General features: G+C 53.4%; 16 protein-coding genes. 5 read left to right on the plus strand and 11 right to left on the minus strand.

The annotated features are described in order from the left end of the window. Positions 1–242: 242 nt before the first annotated feature. From THS27_RS19330 to THS27_RS19355, 6 genes are all read right to left on the minus strand, one after another. A complete protein-coding gene (locus THS27_RS19330) occupies positions 243–596 on the minus strand; it encodes a hypothetical protein (protein ID WP_085593706.1) in 354 nt (117 codons plus the stop codon). 557 nt (positions 597–1153) lie between these two features. Further along, entirely contained in the window at positions 1154–3070 is a 1917-nt protein-coding gene (dxs, locus tag THS27_RS19335) for a 1-deoxy-D-xylulose-5-phosphate synthase (RefSeq protein WP_085593707.1), read from the minus strand. Between the two features lie 131 nt (positions 3071–3201). Beyond that, positions 3202–4164, minus strand: coding sequence for a hypothetical protein (locus THS27_RS19340; protein WP_246833031.1), 963 nt, complete (start codon positions 4162–4164; stop codon positions 3202–3204). Positions 4165–4184: 20 nt separating this feature from the next. Then, complete coding sequence (locus THS27_RS19345) at positions 4185–5024, minus strand: polyprenyl synthetase family protein (protein WP_085593737.1); 840 nt, start codon at positions 5022–5024, stop codon at positions 4185–4187. Positions 5025–5102: 78 nt separating this feature from the next. Next, positions 5103–5360 carry an exodeoxyribonuclease VII small subunit gene (locus tag THS27_RS19350; protein ID WP_085593708.1) on the minus strand — a complete coding sequence of 86 codons (258 nt, stop codon included), beginning with the start codon at positions 5358–5360 and terminating at the stop codon, positions 5103–5105. 125 nt (positions 5361–5485) lie between these two features. Then, the gene (locus THS27_RS19355; protein WP_085593709.1) at positions 5486–6415 is read right to left on the minus strand and encodes a histone deacetylase family protein; all 930 of its coding nucleotides are present in this window, start codon (positions 6413–6415) and stop codon (positions 5486–5488) included. A 483-nt stretch (positions 6416–6898) separates the two neighbouring features. Between THS27_RS19355 and THS27_RS19365 the strand changes: the two genes are divergently transcribed. After that, entirely contained in the window at positions 6899–7216 is a 318-nt protein-coding gene (locus THS27_RS19365) for a helix-turn-helix transcriptional regulator (RefSeq protein WP_085593711.1), read from the plus strand. A 129-nt stretch (positions 7217–7345) separates the two neighbouring features. On the opposite strand, the gene THS27_RS19370 is transcribed toward THS27_RS19365, so the two are convergent. From THS27_RS19370 to THS27_RS19390, 4 genes are all read right to left on the minus strand, one after another. Then, complete coding sequence (locus THS27_RS19370; protein ID WP_246833032.1) at positions 7346–8152, minus strand: EipB family protein; 807 nt, start codon at positions 8150–8152, stop codon at positions 7346–7348. A 38-nt stretch (positions 8153–8190) separates the two neighbouring features. After that, positions 8191–9261, minus strand: a complete 1071-nt coding sequence (locus tag THS27_RS19375) for an SPOR domain-containing protein (protein ID WP_139835665.1) — start codon at positions 9259–9261, stop codon at positions 8191–8193. A gap of 166 nt (positions 9262–9427) precedes the next feature. Then, positions 9428–11215: an aspartate--tRNA ligase gene (gene aspS / locus THS27_RS19380; protein WP_085593714.1), complete on the minus strand. Its 1788-nt coding sequence runs from the start codon at positions 11213–11215 to the stop codon at positions 9428–9430. A 206-nt stretch (positions 11216–11421) separates the two neighbouring features. Continuing rightward, complete coding sequence (locus tag THS27_RS19390; RefSeq protein ID WP_085593715.1) at positions 11422–12000, minus strand: histidine phosphatase family protein; 579 nt, start codon at positions 11998–12000, stop codon at positions 11422–11424. A gap of 279 nt (positions 12001–12279) precedes the next feature. Between THS27_RS19390 and THS27_RS19395 the strand changes: the two genes are divergently transcribed. From THS27_RS19395 to THS27_RS19405, 3 genes are all read left to right on the plus strand, one after another. Next, positions 12280–14430 (plus strand): RNA degradosome polyphosphate kinase, encoded by a 2151-nt coding sequence (locus THS27_RS19395; RefSeq protein ID WP_085584964.1) that lies wholly within the window; start codon positions 12280–12282, stop codon positions 14428–14430. Between the two features lie 23 nt (positions 14431–14453). Continuing rightward, positions 14454–15941 (plus strand): Ppx/GppA family phosphatase, encoded by a 1488-nt coding sequence (locus THS27_RS19400; protein ID WP_085593716.1) that lies wholly within the window; start codon positions 14454–14456, stop codon positions 15939–15941. A 122-nt stretch (positions 15942–16063) separates the two neighbouring features. After that, positions 16064–17359: a DUF1835 domain-containing protein gene (locus THS27_RS19405; protein WP_085593717.1), complete on the plus strand. Its 1296-nt coding sequence runs from the start codon at positions 16064–16066 to the stop codon at positions 17357–17359. 40 nt (positions 17360–17399) lie between these two features. Here the strand turns inward: THS27_RS19405 and THS27_RS19410 are convergent, their stop codons facing one another. Next, the gene (locus tag THS27_RS19410) at positions 17400–18335 is read right to left on the minus strand and encodes a LysR family transcriptional regulator (protein WP_085593718.1); all 936 of its coding nucleotides are present in this window, start codon (positions 18333–18335) and stop codon (positions 17400–17402) included. Between the two features lie 97 nt (positions 18336–18432). On the opposite strand from THS27_RS19410, the gene THS27_RS19415 reads away from it, so the two are divergent. Next, complete coding sequence (locus tag THS27_RS19415) at positions 18433–19305, plus strand: SDR family oxidoreductase (protein WP_246833033.1); 873 nt, start codon at positions 18433–18435, stop codon at positions 19303–19305. The last annotated feature ends 68 nt before the right edge of the window (positions 19306–19373 follow it).

Genomic DNA, 19373 nt, shown 5'->3' on the forward strand with positions numbered 1-19373 from the left:
CATCTGCCATCTACACAAAAACAGACGCCACCCTTTAACCGGGTGGCGTTTCATTTTTGGCGAATGGACTTGGCATTTGTCACAACTGGCAGGCTAACCTTATCCGTTCCCAAGTATAAACAAGGTCGCCAACGTCATCCCTGTCAGTAAAACGGTCGCTTTGGCAACAAACATTTCCCAGGGTTCGTGAACGCACCGGGCAACATACCGGCCATTTTCATTTAAACTTGCCACGGCAAATATCACTGCAGCGTTCCGTTGCCATTATCGGGATGCAACACAGGAATATCCTGCTTATTGTCGCTGGCAGATATTGACGGCCCGGTAACGTTGCATTGGCCCTGATCGATCAAAATGGCATGGTCAAGCGCACGCGGATCAATAGGCAACGTCCGTTCCACGATCGCGCTGCCCTTCTGGCCGCGCACATGCAACAACGTTGCTGTCCGACGATAGGCAAGAAACGAAACCCCTTCGATCAGCTCTTCTTCAGTTTCAACGTCATAATCGCCACCGGGAAAGGTTTCGTCGTAACCCTTCAATTTAAAGGATCCAAAAAAGACAACCTGCTTATGGCTTACGCGCGTGATTGGCATTTTCATCACCTTTAAAATATCAAATGAACAACGGAAAAAGGGGAAAATTCCCCTTCCACCATTCGCCTGAAAGCTAGCTTTTTTTGGCTGATTTTGCTTCCGGCTTTGCCTTTGGCACAGCGGAGTCAACCGGATGAGCGGCCTTCGCCGGCTGATTGGCAACAGGAGCAGTTGATTTATTCTGAGAGGCAGAGAATTTCTGGAAACTCATCATGCTTCCTCCATTTTGAAAGCCAGGAATCTGACTTAGTAAACCAACGTTGCGCCTTTTAAATAAAAAAGTCAATCAACAATAAATAAATATCCGAAAATTACTTAATTTTACCAAATTAAAAAGACATAATTAAAACATAAACCCAAAAAATACCTTCACTACTTGAAATAAAAATAGATTTTATCAAGTAAAACTTCGGAAAAATCCCGAGATCATTTCATACAACCCTGCGCCGAATTCCTCCACCGGCAAAGAAAAACGCCGCCAAAATAAACTTGGCGGCGTTTCAAAGTCTTGTTTCCAAATCGGCTAAAAAGCCTGAATTTGGCCCGTAAATGATAATTTATGCCCGGGCTTTATTTTCCGAAAGCCCCAAGGCATCAAGGGCCGTACGAACAATTGCGTTCGCATCCAGGCCTGCTTCAGCATATTGCTTTTCCGGTTTGTCATGGTCCAAAAGACGGTCCGGCAATGCCATTGTCCGCACCTTTAACCCGTGATCAAGCAAACCTTCACCGGCCATATGCTGCAGAACCATCGCCCCAAAACCACCTATCGCCCCCTCTTCAATCGTGATCAATACTTCGTGGTTTCGGGCCAATTGTGCAATCAATTCACCATCCAGCGGCTTGGCGAACCGGGCATCGGCCACCGTGGTGGACAAACCACGTGCGCCCAGATCTTCAGCCGCTGACAAAGATTCGGCAAGGCGCGTACCATAAGACAGGATCGCAATCTTGCTGCCTTCACGTAAAACACGGCCCTTGCCAATTTCCAGCACCTGCCCTTCGGCCGGCATTTCAACACCAACGCCTTCGCCACGCGGATAGCGAAATGCACTGGGCCGATCATCAATGGACCAGGCCGTTGTGGTCATATGTACAAGTTCAGCTTCATCTGCCGCTGCCATCAACACAATGTTGGGCAAACAACCCAGATACGCCAGATCATAGGCCCCGGCGTGGGTTGCACCATCGGCCCCAACCAGCCCGGCACGGTCCAGCGCAAAGCGTACCGGCAGGTTTTGCACCACCACATCATGCACCAGCTGGTCATACCCGCGTTGCAGGAACGTCGAATAAATGGTGCAAAACGGCTTATAGCCTTCGCATGCCATACCGGCCGCAAAGGTGACGGCATGTTGTTCGGCAATGCCAACATCAAATGAACGTTCGGGGAAGGCATCGGCAAACAGGTTAACACCGGTGCCTGATGGCATGGCCGCTGTAATGGCGGTAACTTTTTCGTCTTTCTCGCCCAGCTTCACCAGCGTTTCGCCATACACCTTGGTGTAAGATGGCGCATTGGGGGTTGGCTTGGCCTGCTTGCCGGTCACCACATCAAATTTGGCAACACCGTGATATTTATCGGTCGCATTTTCGGCCGGGGCATACCCCTTGCCTTTCTGCGTTACCGCATGGATCAAAACCGGGCCATCAAGGTCGGCATCACGTACGTTTCGCAATACCGGCAATAAATGGTCCAGATTATGCCCGTCAATCGGCCCGACATAAAAGAAACCCATTTCTTCAAAAAGGGTCCCGCCGGTTACCATACCCCGGGTATATTCTTCAATTTTGCGGGCAGCTTCCTCGATCTGGCGGGGTAAATGTTTGGTCAGGCCCTTGGCAGCATTGCGCAAGCCCTGATAACTTTTGCCCGAAATCAAACGTGATAAATACCCCGACATCGAGCCGACCGGCGGGGCAATCGACATATCGTTATCGTTCAAAATCACGATTAACCGTTGATCGGTGGCCGCGGCGTTGTTCATCGCCTCGTAGGCCATGCCCGCACTCATCGCGCCATCCCCGATTACGGCAATAACGTTTTTACGGTCATCACTTGATAACTGGTTGGCAACCGCCATGCCCAACCCGGCCGAAATCGATGTCGAGCTATGACCGGCCCCAAACGGATCATATTCGGATTCCGACCGTTTGGTGAAACCCGAAAGCCCGCCGCCCTGGCGCAAGGTCCGAATGCGATCGCGCCGCCCGGTCAGGATTTTATGGGGATAACACTGATGGCCCACATCCCAGATCAGCCGGTCATGCGGGGTATCAAACAGGTAATGGATGGCAACAGTCAGTTCGACAACGCCCAACCCGGCCCCCAGATGGCCGCCGGTAACCGAAACGGCATCAATGGTTTCCTGTCGCAATTCATCGGCAAGCTGGCGCAATTGTGCGGGCTGCAACTTGCGCAGGTCTGACGGGATCGTAACAGTGTCAAGCAGCGGGGTCTTGGAGGTGATCATGCCGAACTCGATTTTTGTGTTCTCTCAGCGTTGAATATCATTCCAACAGGGTGACGCTTTGATAGCTTCATTGCAAGGGGCGTAAAATAGCGAGGTTATGCAAAATTAGCGACCCCGAAATTATGGCAAATTCAACGCGAATAAAGCCGATTTAAAAAGTGATGTACCAGTTGTTGCACACTATCGTGGATATGGTGCCTTTCCCGGCCAAAATCCCGGCATAAATGGGGAAAATTTTTCGCAATATATTCCGTACAGGGCGGTAAAAACGAAAAATGCCCTGAACCCTTTATCCGTGCAAATTTTGCCCGGCCTTGCAGCAGCGCACGAAACCGGACAGCATTGACATCATGCAATAATACTTCGTCCGTATCGGCCTCGATAAACAGCATTGGCATATCAAGGGGGGCGACACTTTCCTTTGTCGCCGCAACGCCAAATGCCGGTGCAATCATAATCAACGCGGAAATACGATCATCCCGCGCCAGAACAACCGGGGCGCCGTGCAGGTCGGTCAGGCGGCCAAGGGCAGCATCACCTGGCGCAAATTCGCAAATCACGCGATCACCATCCTGGTTCACATTGCAATATTGCGTCCATGCACTGGCATCAAACTGCCACCCGCCCAGCTTTAAAACCGTGGCCCCGCCCGCTGAATGTCCCAAGGCGGCAATTTTGTCAGTGTCGATATACGGGGCAATATCATCATGATCCAGCAACAGATCAAGCGCCTGTCGCATTTCAAGCGGCCGACGTTCAATAATCGTCAATGACCGGGCATCGCTGGCATCAAGGTAGTTATCGCCCACATGCTGTGGTGCTGCGACAATAAAGCCCCGTCGCGCCAAAAATTCCGCCAGCCAGAAATGCACAAACCGATGCCCTTCCGAACCGTGCGAAATCATCACCAAAGGAAACGTTCCGGCATGGGCAAAGGGGGCATTGCGCGCCGCCGTGCTGGCAACTCCCATATGACGCACCGGCGTTTCCGCGGCAACGGCCGGATACCACAACGCCAGCGGAAACGGGTCCCGGTCAAAAACCCGATCCCGAAATCCGGCAGTGTAAGGCGGCTTGTCAGATGAAGGCATCATGGGCGCAAAGCCGTCACATACTAGCGTTGGCGGCTAATCACAAACCGGGCAACAGCACGTAGCGATTCCGCTTCATCATCAAAAACATCCAGATGGTCAATTGCCTGATCACACAACATTTGCGCCTGCTCGCGCGCCTGATCCAGCCCCAGCAGTTTCACAAAGGTCGATTTTTCCTGCTCAACATCCTTGCCCGCCGTTTTGCCAAGGTCGGCACTACTGGCTTCCACATCAAGCAAATCGTCCTTGATCTGAAAAGCCAGGCCCATATCGTGGGCGTAGGCGCGCAGACCCATGCGCATGCTGGTCGGGGCCTTGCCTAAAATCGCCCCTGCTTCACAGGCAAAAGCAAACATCCGCCCGGTTTTTAACAAATGCAAATGGGTCACCTGTGCCTCGCTCAGGTTTTGCCCTTCGCCTGCCAGGTCAATCATTTGCCCGCCAACCATGCCGTGCGGCCCTGCTGCACCCGCCATTGCCCGCACAAGCTGGGTGCAAACACGCGGGTCCGGGTGGGTTTCTTCGTCCACCAGCACTTCAAATGCCTGGGTTAACAGGGCATCACCGGCCAAAATGGCGGTCGCTTCGTCAAACTGTTTGTGGCAACTGGGTTTGCCGCGGCGCAAATCATCATTGTCCATTGCCGGTAAATCGTCATGGATCAACGAATAGGTGTGCACCATTTCAATGGCCGCCGCAACGCGCAGCGCGGATGTGCGCGACACCCGGAAAAGCCCGGCCGATGCCATCACTAAAAAAGGCCGCAACCGTTTACCGTCACCCATTGTCGAATAGCGCATCGCTTCAAACAGACGCTGTTCAATCTGTCCATCGGGACGCGGCAAAATCTTGTCAAGCATGGCACCAAGATCGGCAGAAGCCTCTCCCAATGCAGAAATCAGGTCATAGCTCACCTGGGACTCCGCCTTGAATGTGAATTATTCGATTTCGGTGGCTGTGGCGCTCGGGCGGCCATCGGCACCCAGCGTAATTTTTTCGATACGTTCCTCGGCGGCGCGCAATTTTTCGGCACAATGGCGTTTTAATGCAGCACCGCGTTCATATGAAGCAATCGCATCATCCAGGCCGACCTGCCCCTGTTCGAGCTGCCGCACCAGTGTTTCCAGCTGGCCCAGGGCCTCCTCGAAACTTAATTTGGCGATATCTTTGGGAATAACAGGGTTTGCATCGGACATGTTTGCTCCTTTTTATTGGCTGGCGCGGAGTTTACGCGCAAGGATAGATCAGGGCAATACAAAGCCCCCGGGATTAATTCCCCCGGTGCCGGAAAAAAACATTGCCCGCACGAAACTGGTGAAATCTACCCCATCATCAGGGCGCGCACATGGGCAACGACCGACGAAGCCAGCGACGGCAAATCATATCCGCCCTCCAGAATCGACACAACCCGGTTATCACAGCACTGGCTTGCCACCGCCAGAAGCTGTTCTGTCATCCAGGAAAAATCGTTTTCAACCAATGACAGCCCCGCCAGCGGGTCGTTCCGGTGGGCATCAAACCCGGCCGAAATAATCAGCAATTCGGGGTTAAACCCGGTCAGACCAGGCAAAACATAATCGTGAAAAGCTGTTTTCATTGCCTCTGTGCCGGCCCCTGCGGGCAACGCCACATTTAATATATTGTTGGCGCAACCACGGTCTGCCGGGTCGCCCGTGCCGGGGTAAAGCGGCCATTGATGGGTTGAACAATAAAACAGGTCCGGGTCGTTATAAAAAAGATCCTGTGTGCCATTGCCGTGGTGAACATCAAAATCCATCACCGCGACCCGTTTGATGCCGTATTTTTCACGCGCGTAATGGGCGGCAATCGCAGCATTATTAAACAGGCAGAATCCCATTGCCCGTTCGTATTCGGCATGGTGACCAGGCGGGCGCACCCCGACAAAGGCATTACGTTCATGCCCTTCCATCACCGCATCTACCGCAACACAACACCCGCCAGCGGCCCGCAATGCCGCTTCGCCAGATGCGGGCGATATATAGGTATCACCATCAAGCGACACGGCCCCGTTCGCCGGAATACGGGAAAACACACCATCAACATAGGCCGGGTCATGCACCCGTTTCACCAGATCAATATCTGCGCGAACAGCTTCCTCGCGATGCAAAAACATAAATTCCTCGCCCTCAAGCACGCGCTGAATCACGCGCAGGCGGTCTGGCTGCTCCGGGTGGCCGGGGCCGGGGTCATGCTCAATACAGGTACGATGCGTGACAAACAGTGTCGCCATTGCCGTCTGTTACCTCCCTTTTTTTGTTTTGCAGCCTGTTGCTGGCCGACGCCACCCTGCCCCTGGTTACGCGCCATGTCGGGGCTGACCTGTGCCACATCCATGTAACGCTACGTAACACTTGGCTTGACGCAAAGAAGAATCGGCGGCAGATTTGGCAATCATTGCGTCGTTCGATGCAACCTGCCTTGGCATAGATCATTACGCCAGCCAAAATAACCTCGACCAAAGTTGAATTTTGACAGTTTTCGCAAATTTCCCATAAAATACTGCGAATACTCGAAATCTCCAGATATAACCTGTCCATAAAGGTGAAAAGCAATACTTTAGAACAGCATTTTCGGCGCGTACGGGATTGCTCTTGCCGCCATAAGTCTATAAAACGCCAAGGTTGTGAAAAAATGAGCATAGTCTCATCTGTGATAGCGGGGTAAACTATCATACTTTCGCAACCGGGAGTAAATCCGGGATGAAGTGAGGCAAATGGAAATAAAAGAATTAGAACAACAAGCCGAACGGGCGAGTGGACTATTAAAAGCCATGAGCAACCAAAGCAGGCTGATGATATTATGCCAATTGCATACTGGCGAGAGATCGGTTGGCGAACTGGAACGGATTATCGGGCTTAGTCAGTCTGCGCTGTCCCAGCACCTTGCCAGATTGCGGCGTGACCATCTGGTCAAAACCCGCCGAGAAGCACAGACGATCTTCTATTCCCTGCATGGAGACGAGGCCATTCGCGTTATCACGACGTTATATGACCTTTATTGCCGCGACGATCAGGACACCGTTGTGGCTTAATCCACTGCATTTAAAATATGCTTTCTCAAAAATGGCCTGCCGCGACAATTTTCCGGCAGGCCATTTTTTATCTGTTATGCAATCCAGGTTAAACCGACAACATCGCGAACCAAAGATATCAAAATAAGATCAGTCACATTGCGGGGCAGGCAATTCACGCACCCGGATCAAATCGCCCTTAAGCTTGAAATCACCGTAATTTTGCACCAGCCCCTGGGCCACACCGTTTTTACCGTAATCAATAGACATTTCATAAGCAGGCCGGTCATCATCGCTATCGACCGGGAAAAACGCCATGCTAATCCGATGAAACGGTTTATCAGCAATATGATTTTCATCCCTGGCCTTGTTATCGGCCTTCTTTGCGCCCGAAACCACGGCAGATATCTGATAGGTTGGCGTATCGCCCCCGCCATCAAAAACCCGGTCGCTGGCAAAGGCATCGCCATCTAGCGCGTGCTGTAATAATTTGATGGAATGCTGGGTCGGAAACAGGGTTTCAACCGGCAGCTCCTCGGTTATATCGACCGGCTTTTCATAATGCACAACAACCTTGTCGTCCTGGCGTTCAGCATTACCGTTAATCTCGTCGGTCAAATATCCATCCTGAAAATCACGCACCCGAAACCGGTAATGTTTCGCGGCGAAATCCTCCCACTGCGTCATGCTATAGGATGAATTAATCGCGCCGCCTTGCGGGCCTTGCAAAATCAGCGAATTGCGTAATTCCGAAATCCAGCCGTCACACACCTTTTCAAACCGAAAACCAAAGGCCCCGCGCGCCGCAATAACCGAGCTGTTGGCACTGGTGGAAACCAGGCGCAACCGATATTCTGCCACGTGCGACACCAAACCGTTTGCCGCCGGAGAAGGCCCTGCCTGCGCACTGCATCCCGCCAACGCAGCACCAAATACCACCGTCAGCGCAATTGTCATCTGACGGCCTGCTGCTTTTCGCAATTTTTTTGGCAAATCTATTCTCCGCTGTCCACGACACTTACGATCCATGAATCCTTGATGCCATTTTTGGCAGTAACAAGGCGCAGATCATTTGCACGCGACATATCCATTGGACCTACTGCAATTCTAAGATAAGGCGTACCCTCTACTGTCGCAGGAATCAATTGCGGATGATATTCCGCATACTGATTCAGGGCGATTTGCGCCCGCCTGTTGCTGGTAAAGCTTCCCAGAACCACATATTTACCCGCAGCCGCTTTCCCGGCAACACGATCTGGCGTTACTTTCTCAAGCGCATCCCGCCCGGATGCCTGACGCGCATCGTCTTTACCAGCATCCTTTCCTGTAATAATCCTGCCTTTGGCGGCCGTTTTTACCGGTGTGGCAACAGGTGACGGTGGCAGGGCAGATTTTTGCTGTGCACTGGTCTTTTTAACCCCGGCAGGTTCGGGCATTGTTTGCGGCGCGCTGCTGCTGCTATCAGCATTCCCGTCAACACCGTCGTCCTGCCCACTCGCATCATGCTCCGGGCCGGTTTTGGCAACGCTTGCGCCATCGCCCACTGGCGCTGTCATCCCCCCGTCCGCGCCGGGAATATCGGCTTTGGCATTACCTGAAGGATCATTGCTGTCGCCCGTGTCCACCTTGTCACCCAACAGGTTTTTAGGTTGATCAAGCTGGCTTGCGGCCGGGGGAACGGCGACAATCACCATGTCAGCCGAATTCTGATAGGGATGAAGGCTGGCATAACGCCCCGGCTGGCTCCAGTCCTCTTTCGGGGCATTTACGGCATAAATTGTTGTGCTGGCCCCTGACAACTGGTCCGCAACGGATCGTCTGTCGCGCGCAGCAAAACCCGATGCCGCGTCAGACCCCACCTTGCAATCGCCATTACCAAACAGCGACGCCTGGGTATCACATCCCTGCCCGGCAACCAGCGCACGCTGATTTTCGGCAACGGTGCGCCCCGTCGTCACATAGCTGATCAGATCATCCGCCATTTTCGATAATGTCGTGCCATCCCCTGACCCGCCACATGCGCTCAGAAACAGAGGGGCTGTTGCTGCTATCAGGAACCTTTTCACGGTCCGTCTCCCATCGATAAAACCGTCTTCATCCAATTTTGACGCACAGCACCTTAATATAAGGGTAACACCGGTTGCAAATTCGCAACAAAAAAGAGCGATCAGCCCCGCCGATCGCTCTTTTTTCAAATTAATGCCATCACAATGGCCATCGCAAAGACCAAAATCAGTCTTTTTTGGCCTTCGGCGGCAACTGAACCCGCAAATGCAGTTCCTTGAGCTGGCGATCATCAACCACTGAAGGTGCATTCATCATCAAATCCTGTGCCTGCTGGTTCAGCGGGAAGGCAATGACTTCGCGAATGTTCGGTTCATCGGCCAGCAGCATGACGATACGGTCAACACCCGGGGCCGAACCACCGTGCGGCGGGGCGCCAAATTTAAACGCGTTCAACATGCCACCAAAGCGGTCTTCGACCACGTCCTTGCCGTAACCGGCAATTTCAAACGCCTTGTACATGATGTCCGGGCGGTGGTTACGAATAGCCCCCGATGACAGCTCGATACCGTTACAAACGATGTCATACTGCCATGCTTTAATATCAAGCGGGTTCATGTTTTCAAGCGCGTCAAGCCCGCCCTGCGGCATCGAGAACGGGTTGTGGCTGAACTCGATCTTGCCATCGTCGTCTTCCTCGAACATCGGGAAGTCAACAATCCAGCAGAACTTGAACATGCCTTCTTCGCGCAGACCAAGGTCATTGCAAATTTTTTCGCGCGATTTACCGGCAAACTTGGCAGCCGCCAGCGGCTTGTCACACGCAAAGAAAACCGCATCGCCATTGGCAACGCCGGTGGTTTCCTTGATCAGGGCAATACGTTCGGCGTCCAGGTTTTTGGCAATCGGGCCTTTGGCATCACCGTTTTCATCATAAACGATGTAGCCAAGGCCAGCGGCCCCTTCGTCACGCGCCCAGGCGTTAAGCTTGTCAAAGAAGCTGCGCGGGCGACCGGCAGCACCGGTTGCCGGAATGGCGCGCACCACCGATCCTGTTTCGATATTTTTGGCAAAAATGCCAAAATTCGACCCGCGGAAGGCTTCGGTCACATCGGAAATAACCAGCGGATTGCGCAGGTCGGGCTTGTCCGATCCGTATTTCGCCATCGATTCATCAAACGGAATGCGCGGAAACGGATAATCGGTAACGGTGCGGCCACCGCCAAATTCGACAAAAATCTCGTGCAGCACCGGCTCGATCGCGGCAAAGACATCTTCCTGGGTGGCAAACGCCATTTCGAAGTCAAGCTGATAGAACTCGCCCGGCGACCGGTCGGCACGGGCATCTTCATCGCGAAAACACGGTGCGATCTGGAAGTATTTATCAAAGCCCGAAACCATCAACAGCTGTTTAAACTGCTGGGGTGCCTGCGGCAGGGCATAAAACTTGCCCGGATGGGTGCGTGACGGCACAAGGAAGTCGCGCGCGCCTTCCGGCGAGGACGCGGTGAGGATCGGCGTCTGGATTTCAAGGAAACCCTGCGCGGTCATTTTCTGACGCATCGCCGAAATCACCTGAGAGCGCAGCACGATGTTTTTGTGAACACTGTCGCGGCGCAAATCAAGGTAACGGTGACGCAGGCGAACTTCTTCGCCATATTCAACATCGCCAAATACCGGCATCGGCAAAACATCGGCCGAGGACTGAACGGTGATTTCCGATGCATAAACCTCGATCTCGCCGGTTGGCAGGTTCGGGTTGATGGTTTCGGCAGTCCGCTTAACGACTTTGCCGTCAACCGTGATCACGCTTTCGGCGCGTGATTTTTCCAGAACCGCAAAAAGCGGGCTGGAAATGTCGATCACGACCTGGGTGATACCATAATGATCGCGCAAATCGACAAACAGAAGGTTGCCGTGGTCGCGTTTGCGGTGAATCCAGCCTGAAAGGCGGATTTGGGCATCGGCGTCGGAAACGCGAAGCGCATTGCAATTATGTGAGCGATAAGGATGCATGGTCTTTCCAGGTTTCGTTATATTTTGGGCCGCGAATTGGCCGCAAAGGTGCATGGCTGACCGGCGCTGTCAAACAAAAAACGCTCAAAATCAAACCTTGCGCCACCAAACGCGCAACAAACAGGGGCGGATCACGGCGTGATCGTGCCGGGCATTGCCGCGCATATATGAATTTGTTCGTATAAAACGCTTCTCGCCTGCCCGCGTCAAGTATCGGCAGACCCGCTATCACCATCGGACGAAATATTGTCTGTTACACTGGCGATATCAGCCTGCAAATCGCGAACTTTTACAAACCGCGCCAGCCGCCCCTGCCCCCAGCCCACGTCGCCCCAGGCATCAACATCAAATTCAAACTGGCACAGGGCACAGGTCGGGTATTTGGCCGCCATATCGTCGCGCAGTCCGTTTTCATCGGCACCGGCAAGCTGCATGGCAAAACTTTCCAGCCCCGGATTATGCCCCACCATCAATACGGTTGCGGCCTCGTCATGGGTTTGATGCAGGCATTTTAACAATGCGGTTTCGGTCGCCATATACATGTCGCGCGCGTAAATCACCTTGGCCTCATTGGCAAAGCTGCGCCCTAACAAACCAACCGTTTGCACCGTGCGTTGTGCGGTTGAACACCACACCAGGTCAGGGATCAGGTTTTGTTTGTATAAAAACCGCCCCATCACCGGTGCGGCCTTTTCCCCGCGCGCATTCAGGTCGCGGTCATGGTCGGCCCTTCCCGGATCAGCCCAGCTTGATTTGGCATGGCGCAATAACAACAGGGTCTTCATAAACAAGCGGCTCGTTTGTGATGGGTCAATGTTATAAGGCACAGAAATGCCATAACAGGCGCATCGGTTCCACGTAAAAAACTGACATATAACTGTAGGATTTTCTGCGCGCGTTATTGGCTATTCTGCCACGTCGACTCACATATCACGCCATCAGGGGCATATTCTTTTTCCGGGTTACAAATTGCAGTTTAACAAACAGTTATCGTATACTCGCGATCGAAAGACATGGTGGCGTCTTAATTCCAGTACCACATGGCTCATGGCAGGAGACATTGCGTGACACACGCTGCGGCAATTCAATCAAGTGCAATCACCACTGATTCGGAAAAGCGCTTTATCAATCGCGAACTTTCCTGGCTGGCCTTTAATGGCCGCGTTCTGGAAGAAGCACAGAATCCAAATCATCCGTTGCTTGAACGGTTGCGCTTTTTGTCGATTTCGGCCAGCAATCTGGACGAATTTTACATGGTGCGTGTGGCTGGTCTGGTCGGTCAGGTCCGCGCCGGCATGACCAATATCAGCCAGGACGGATTAAGCCCGAACGAACAGCTGCGCGCCATTACCTATGATGCCAACCAGGTGTTACAGGACCAGCAACGCATCTGGCAAAAACTGCGCGGTGATATGCACCAGCTGGGCATTTCCGTGATCGAACCCGATGATTTAACCCAGACCGACCATAAATGGCTGGACGGGTATTTCATGCGCGAAATTTTCCCCACATTAACGCCGCTGGCAATTGATCCGTCGCACCCGTTTCCGTTTATTCCCAATCTGGGTTTTGCCATCGTCATGCAATTGTTTGACCCCTCTGACGGGCACAATATGCGCGGGCTTATTCCCATGCCGCCCAAAATAGGCCGCTTTTTGCGCCTGCCGGGCAAAACCGAACGTTATTTGCCGCTGGAACAAGCGGTTTTGATGTATCTGGGCAAACTGTTTCCCGGGTTTGATCTGATCGAACATGGCCTGTTTCGCGTTATTCGCGATTCGGATGTGGAAATCGAGGAAGAAGCCGAAGATCTGGTGCGCGTGTTTAAAACCGCGCTTAAACGCCGCCGTCGTGGCAGCATCATCCGGCTTAAGGTCAATGCCTCGATCCCGGAAGATCTTTTGAATTTCGTGATCGACGAACTTCATGTCGCCCCGGAAGAAGTTGTTAAAGTTGACGGGCTGTTGGGCGTGGTTGACGTTAAACAGCTGATTGATTCCGACCTGCATCACGATTTGCTGTTCCCGCCCTATGCCGCGCGTTACCCCGAACGGGTGCGCGATTTTGGCGGTGACTGTTTTGCCGCCATTGGCAAAAAGGACCTGGTGGTTCACCACCCGTTTGAAGATTTCGACGTGGTGGTTCAGTTCCTGCTGCAAGCCGCGCGCGACCCCGAAGTGGTTGCCATCAAGCAAACCCTGTATCGCACATCGGAAAACAGCCCGATTGTGAAGGCCCTGATTGCGGCAGCCGAAGCTGGCAAATCGGTGACCGCGATGGTCGAACTAAAAGCCCGCTTTGATGAAGAAGCCAACCTGCGCTGGGCGGCCGACCTTGAACGGGCCGGATGCCAGGTGGTTTATGGTTTCCTTGAATGGAAAACCCACGCCAAAATTTCACTGGTGGTGCGCCGCGAAACCCACGGGCTTCGTACCTATTGCCATTTTGGCACAGGCAACTACCACCCGATCACGGCAAAATTCTATACCGACATTTCGTTCTTTTCGTGCGACCCGGCCCTGGGCCGCGATGCCGGTGCCATTTTCAATTTCATGACAGGGTACGCCACCCCGCGTTCGCTTGAAAAAATTGCCATTGCCCCGCACACCATGCGCCCCAGCCTGATCGCCAATATCGAAAAAGAAATTGAAAACGCACAAGCTGGTAAACCGTCGGGCATCTGGACGAAAATGAACAGTCTGGTGGACCCGGTTGTGATTGATGCGCTGTATCGTGCCTCGCAGGCCGGGGTGCAAATTGATCTGGTTGTGCGGGGCATTTGCTGTTTGCGCCCCGGTGTACCGGGCCTGTCGGAAAATATTCGGGTTAAATCCATCGTTGGCCGGTTTTTGGAACATTCGCGCATTGTGGTGTTTGCCAATGGCGCAAAACTGCCATCGCGCAAAGCCAAGGCGTTTATTTCCTCGGCCGACTGGATGCCGCGCAACCTTAATCGCCGGGTCGAATGTCTGGTGCCAATTGAAAACCCCACTTGCCATCGCCAGATCATCGAACAAATCATGATTGCGAATTTGAAAGACACCGCGCAAAGCTGGTATCTACAACCAGATGGTTCCTATGAACGTTGTGAAGCGGGCAAGGATGCGTTTTCGGCCAACGATTATTTCATGACCAACCCGTCCCTTTCGGGCCGGGGCAGTGCCCTTGACGAAGACAGCGTGTCTTCGGTGCCGGTTCTGGTCCTCGACGAATAGAATAACCAGGTACATTCAGACATATGCTTACCGATCACAGGGTGTCCAAGCGCATTGCCATTATCGACGTCGGGTCGAACTCGGTCCGACTGGTGGTATTTGATGGTCAAACCCGCGCACCGGCCCCGATTTTCAACGAAAAGGTCATGTGCGGCCTTGGGCGTGACCCCGATGGATCGGGCAAGCTGAATGCCGAAGGGGTTGAAATGGCAATCGGTGCGCTGCGCCGGTTTGCCACCCTTTTGCGCGCGATGAAAATATCGCGCGTTGATGTGCTGGCAACCGCCGCCGTGCGTGCCGCCAGCGACGGTGACATTTTTTGTCAACGTGTGCGCGATGAAACCGGCCTGCAGGTAAAGGTCATTGATGGCCTTGAAGAAGCCCGCCTGTCGGGGCTTGGCATTATATCGGGTGATCCGCATGTAACCGGCATCATGGGCGATATCGGGGGCGGGTCGCTTGAACTGGTTTTGCTTGATCAGGGGCAAATACAGCAACGGGTCAGCCTGCCGCTCGGCGCCATGCGCCTGCATGCGGTGTTTGGCAACAAACGCGATGCACTGGAAGCCGAAGTAAACCACTATCTTGATACCGTACCATGGCTGGGCCAACCGCAAAAACTGCCGCTTTATGCCGTGGGTGGGTCGTGGCGCTCCATTGCCAAACTTTATATCGCACAAGAAGATTATCCGATTTCCGTGGTCCACAACATGACCATGCCCAACAGCGAAATTTCCGACCTGACCAAAATCATTTCACAACAAAGCCGGGCCTCGCTTGAAAAAATTGGTGGCGTCTCAAAACGCCGGACCGACAGCCTGCCCCATGCCGCCCTTGTCATGCACCATTTGCTGGGTCGCATGAAGGCAAAGGAAGTGATATTTTCCGGGCATGGCCTGCGTGAAGGCTGGATGTTTGAAGCCCTGCCCCAAGAAGTCCGCGACCGTGACCCGCTGCTTGAAACCTGCCTTGGCTTTGCCGAAGACAGCGAACGTTTTCATCAGCATGGCGAAGAACTGTATCGCTGGACCGATCCCATTTTTCGTGAACAACCCGCGAACTTACGGCGTTTACGCCTCGCCGCCTGCATCATTGGCGATATCGGCTGGAACGACCACCCCGATTACCGTGCCCAGCAAAGCTATAACCGCATTGTACGCCACCCCTATCTGGATCTTAGCCATGTTGACCGGGTGTTTTTGGCCTATACCATCGGTTCGCGCTATACCGGCAATTTCCGGGGCGATGCCGCCAGCGAACGATTGCTTGACGAAGATACACGTAAAACCGGCCGCCTGTTTGGTCATGCCATTCGCCTGGGTCATACACTGTCAGGCGGGGTCGAAGGTATTTTGCCCCATTGCGAATTGATACTGAACGACAAAACCCTGACCTTGCGTCTGGATCGCACCATTGGTGACCTGAACGGTGAAGTCGTCGACCAGCGCCTGTCAAAACTGGCAAAACTGATGGAATGTGACAGTAAAATAGAAATTTTTGATCCAACCTGATATGTGAAAGCATCACTTGTCCTGATCGGCCCGCCCCTGTACCCGATAACCCATCATCGTGCGGCCGGTATGGGCGGGCGATACCGACAGGTGATTATGGCGCACAAAGGGAATGCAACGAAATGGCTGGCACGAAAACGGTAAATGGCAATATTTCCCGCGGTGTCCTGGATGTCGATGCGTTAAAAACGCAATCGCGCAATTTGCTGAAATCCCTGCGTGCCGACGACGCCGATGCCCGCGAACGCCTGAAGGAACATCATCCCAAGGCCGCCAACCGCAAAGCCGCCGAGATCAAGGTGTCGGATGCTCAGCAAATTCTGGCGCGTGAGAACGGCTTTATCAGCTGGCCGGAAATGAAAACCCACATCGACCAGATGGTGCTAACCGAACAACAAATTGCAACCGGCTGGATGACTGTGCCCGATACACCGGGCACCTTGCATATCCGTTGTGGTTCGGACATTCGCAACACGCTGGAACTGGCCGGTTTCAAAGGCCACTTTCAGGAATTTTCCGATCCGTTCTGTCAGGGGCCCGTGCCCGATGTTCCCTTGCCTGTTTTAATGCAATTACGGGCCGATTTTATTGCCAGCGCCTATGGACTGGACCCCGAACAAACCCAAAACCGCCAACACGCCGAATACAGCGCGCTGATGGCCGCCGGCGATTATCGCCATATTGTTTTGTGGTTTGAACATGACAGCTACGATCAGCTTATTCTGGCCTTTCTGCTCGATTTTTTCGGTGCCTTGCGCCTTGCAGCCAAGGTCGAACTGATTTGCATAAATTCCGTGCCCGATGTTGATAAATTCACCGGCCTGGGCCAGCTTACCCCCGATCAATTGCGCTGGGCATGGGAAAACACCCGCGCACCAATTGGCGATTCCCATTACGATCTGGGGCGCAAGGTCTGGAAAGCGGTGCGCGCCGCCAACCCCGCCGATCTGGCAACATTTGCCAAATCGGCCTCAGCCACCCGCCCGATCGGGTTGATGGCAAAAGCCCTGCAACGCCATTTGGCCGAATTGCCCGCCAGCCACAATGACCTGTCGCTGACGCAACAACTGGTTCTGGAAATTCTGGCCGAAGCAGGCCCGCTAAGCGCGGGGCGCGTATTTGGCCGCCTGATGCGAGACAAGGAACCCCTGCCATTTTTGGGCGACATCATGCTGTGGCATATTCTCGCTGATATGGCGACAGTGGCAGACGGCACAGAACCACCCTTTAGCATCGACGACACCACCCTGCCCTGGCCGGATCGCACCCTGACCCTGACCGAAACCGGCACCCGGATCATGCGTGGGACCAAACGGTTTTTTGAAACCTACACCGGCACACGCTGGGTGGGGGGCGTAAAAATCACCGCAGATCCCGACTGCCCGCATTGGGATATCGCGCGCAAGGTTGTTGTTTGATCCTGCAAACTTACAAAACCCCATCGGGACTGGCCTGATTTTACTGTTTTGATTTTCTGCCGGCTATTGTGCGGGCAATACGAAATATCTCGTCGCGCAGCCATTGGTGCGAACGGGAAGCCGCATTGCGTACATGCCAGCTTTGACAAAATACGTATGATGGCAATACAACCGGGCACCTGCAAACGGCATACCCTGCCATCACGCTATCAGCCAGACGTATCGGCAGGGTGGTAATTACCGGGGTGCCTGAAATCAGCCGTGGTAAATTACCAAATGTTGCCACCTGCAACACGGTGCGCCGCGACCGCCCTATCCGTGCCAGTTCCGTATCGATGGCTGATGCTTCGTCGTCATCGTCAAAAACAACACGCGCATGTGATGCCGCACAATAGCGGTCCAGCGTATCAGGCGGGGCAGAATGAAAGCGGGGATCAAAATAACATTGAACATTTTCATCAAATAACGAGCGCTGCATGATGTCGCTGGCATCACCGCCATAATCAATGGTAATCGCCATATCAAGTTTGCCATCACGCAATTTGTCAATCATGTCCTGCTTGCGGCGTACCGGGCGAATTTTAAAGGTAATATCCGCTGCCAGTGCCTGAACACGGGCAAACAGCGTCGGTAACAGCACGGCTGCCTCGTAATCGTTCGCACCAATTGTGCAATGCAGGTGATGTTGCGGATTATGCGGGTCGAACTGGTCGATCCGGGTCAGGCTGCGCATATCTTCCAGCAAATGGCGGATACGGGGTGCCAGGTCATGGGCATGGGCCGTCGGGGTAATACCCCGCCCTGCACGCACAAATAACGGATCGCCAACAACCTGGCGCAACCGTTCCAGGCCATGACTGACAGTGGGCTGCCCCACCCCAAGCAACGTGGCTGCCGCTGTGACCGATCCCTGATCGTAAATGGTTATAAATAAACGCAGCAACCGAAAATCCAGATCCAATTCATCGATATTCATGCATGTTTTCCATTCATTTCATCGAATTGATCATATGCCAAATTCACGGCAGGATCAGCGCCAACATTGCGGTTGACCGCATGATTTTTGGAGAAAAATGATGAAAAAACTGATTACTGGCGCCACCGGCCAATTTGGCACCCTTGCCCTGAGCCATTTAAGCACCCGTATCCCGGCAGGCGAAATTGTCGTCAGTGTTCGTAACCCGGACAAAGCTGCCGACATTCGCGCCAACGGCATTGAAGTCCGCCAAGGCGATTTTGACGACCAAACCTTGATGGAACAGGCTTTTGCCGGAATTGATGTCGCCCTGATCGTTTCCGCCGAAGCCGACAACGAAACCCGCATCCGCCAGCATCGCACCGCGATCACAGCCGCAAAAAATGCCGGTGTAAAACACGTTATTTATACCAGCGTGATTGATCCGCGTGCTGACAGCGCCTTTACCTATTCCGCCATCCATGCCGATACCGAGGCCTTTATCAAACAAAGCGGCCTAACTTACACCATTCTTCGCAACAGCTTTTATGCTGACCTGTTATTAGGCGGCGTTCCCCATGCGCTTGAAACCGGGCAATATGCAGCACCGGCAGGCAATGCAGGCATTACCTACATTCCCCGTAACGATCTGGCTGAAATTGCCGCCATCATCCTTGCCAACCCGGCAGAGCATGCCAACAAAACCTATGATCTGACCGGCACCAAGGCCATCACCCATGCCAAAATTGCCGCCATCATCGCCAGCGCGACGGGCAAGGACATTGCCTTTGCCGATTTGCCGGGTGATGTTTATGAAGGAATTTTACGCAGCCTTGGCCTGCCTGAACATGCCGTCATCGCAGTTGCCGGTCTTTATCTGGCGGCAAAAAATGGTGACTACGCCACGGTCAGCACGGATGCCGCCAGCATCCTTGGTCGCCAACCGCAATCGGTGGATGACTTTTTAAAACACGCCCTGAACAAAGGGTAATTCCCGCATCGAACCAGCCGTTTAAAACCACCACAGGCGAATGCTCCCACCCGGGATCATTCGCCTTT

The sequence above is a fragment of the Thalassospira sp. MCCC 1A01428 genome (assembly GCF_002115825.1).
In the GTDB taxonomy this organism is placed as follows: Bacteria; Pseudomonadota; Alphaproteobacteria; order Rhodospirillales; family Thalassospiraceae; genus Thalassospira.

Bases quoted from the DNA above. Each gene is read 5' to 3' on its own strand.
- THS27_RS19350 (WP_085593708.1), bottom strand. From the start codon at position 5,360: ATGTCCGATGCAAACCCTGTTATTCCCAAAGATATCGCCAAATTAAGT.
- THS27_RS19365 (WP_085593711.1), top strand. From the start codon at position 6,899: ATGGAAATAAAAGAATTAGAACAACAAGCCGAACGGGCGAGTGGACTA.
- THS27_RS19405 (WP_085593717.1), top strand. From the start codon at position 16,064: ATGGCTGGCACGAAAACGGTAAATGGCAATATTTCCCGCGGTGTCCTG.
- THS27_RS19340 (WP_246833031.1), bottom strand. From the start codon at position 4,164: ATGATGCCTTCATCTGACAAGCCGCCTTACACTGCCGGATTTCGGGAT.
- THS27_RS19355 (WP_085593709.1), bottom strand. From the start codon at position 6,415: ATGGCGACACTGTTTGTCACGCATCGTACCTGTATTGAGCATGACCCC.
- THS27_RS19345 (WP_085593737.1), bottom strand. From the start codon at position 5,024: ATGCTTGACAAGATTTTGCCGCGTCCCGATGGACAGATTGAACAGCGT.
- THS27_RS19400 (WP_085593716.1), top strand. From the start codon at position 14,454: ATGCTTACCGATCACAGGGTGTCCAAGCGCATTGCCATTATCGACGTC.
- THS27_RS19410 (WP_085593718.1), bottom strand. From the start codon at position 18,335: ATGAATATCGATGAATTGGATCTGGATTTTCGGTTGCTGCGTTTATTT.
- THS27_RS19415 (WP_246833033.1), top strand. From the start codon at position 18,433: ATGATGAAAAAACTGATTACTGGCGCCACCGGCCAATTTGGCACCCTT.
- THS27_RS19330 (WP_085593706.1), bottom strand. From the start codon at position 596: ATGCCAATCACGCGCGTAAGCCATAAGCAGGTTGTCTTTTTTGGATCC.
- dxs (WP_085593707.1), bottom strand. From the start codon at position 3,070: ATGATCACCTCCAAGACCCCGCTGCTTGACACTGTTACGATCCCGTCA.
- THS27_RS19370 (WP_246833032.1), bottom strand. From the start codon at position 8,152: ATGACAATTGCGCTGACGGTGGTATTTGGTGCTGCGTTGGCGGGATGC.
- aspS (WP_085593714.1), bottom strand. From the start codon at position 11,215: ATGCATCCTTATCGCTCACATAATTGCAATGCGCTTCGCGTTTCCGAC.
- THS27_RS19390 (WP_085593715.1), bottom strand. From the start codon at position 12,000: ATGAAGACCCTGTTGTTATTGCGCCATGCCAAATCAAGCTGGGCTGAT.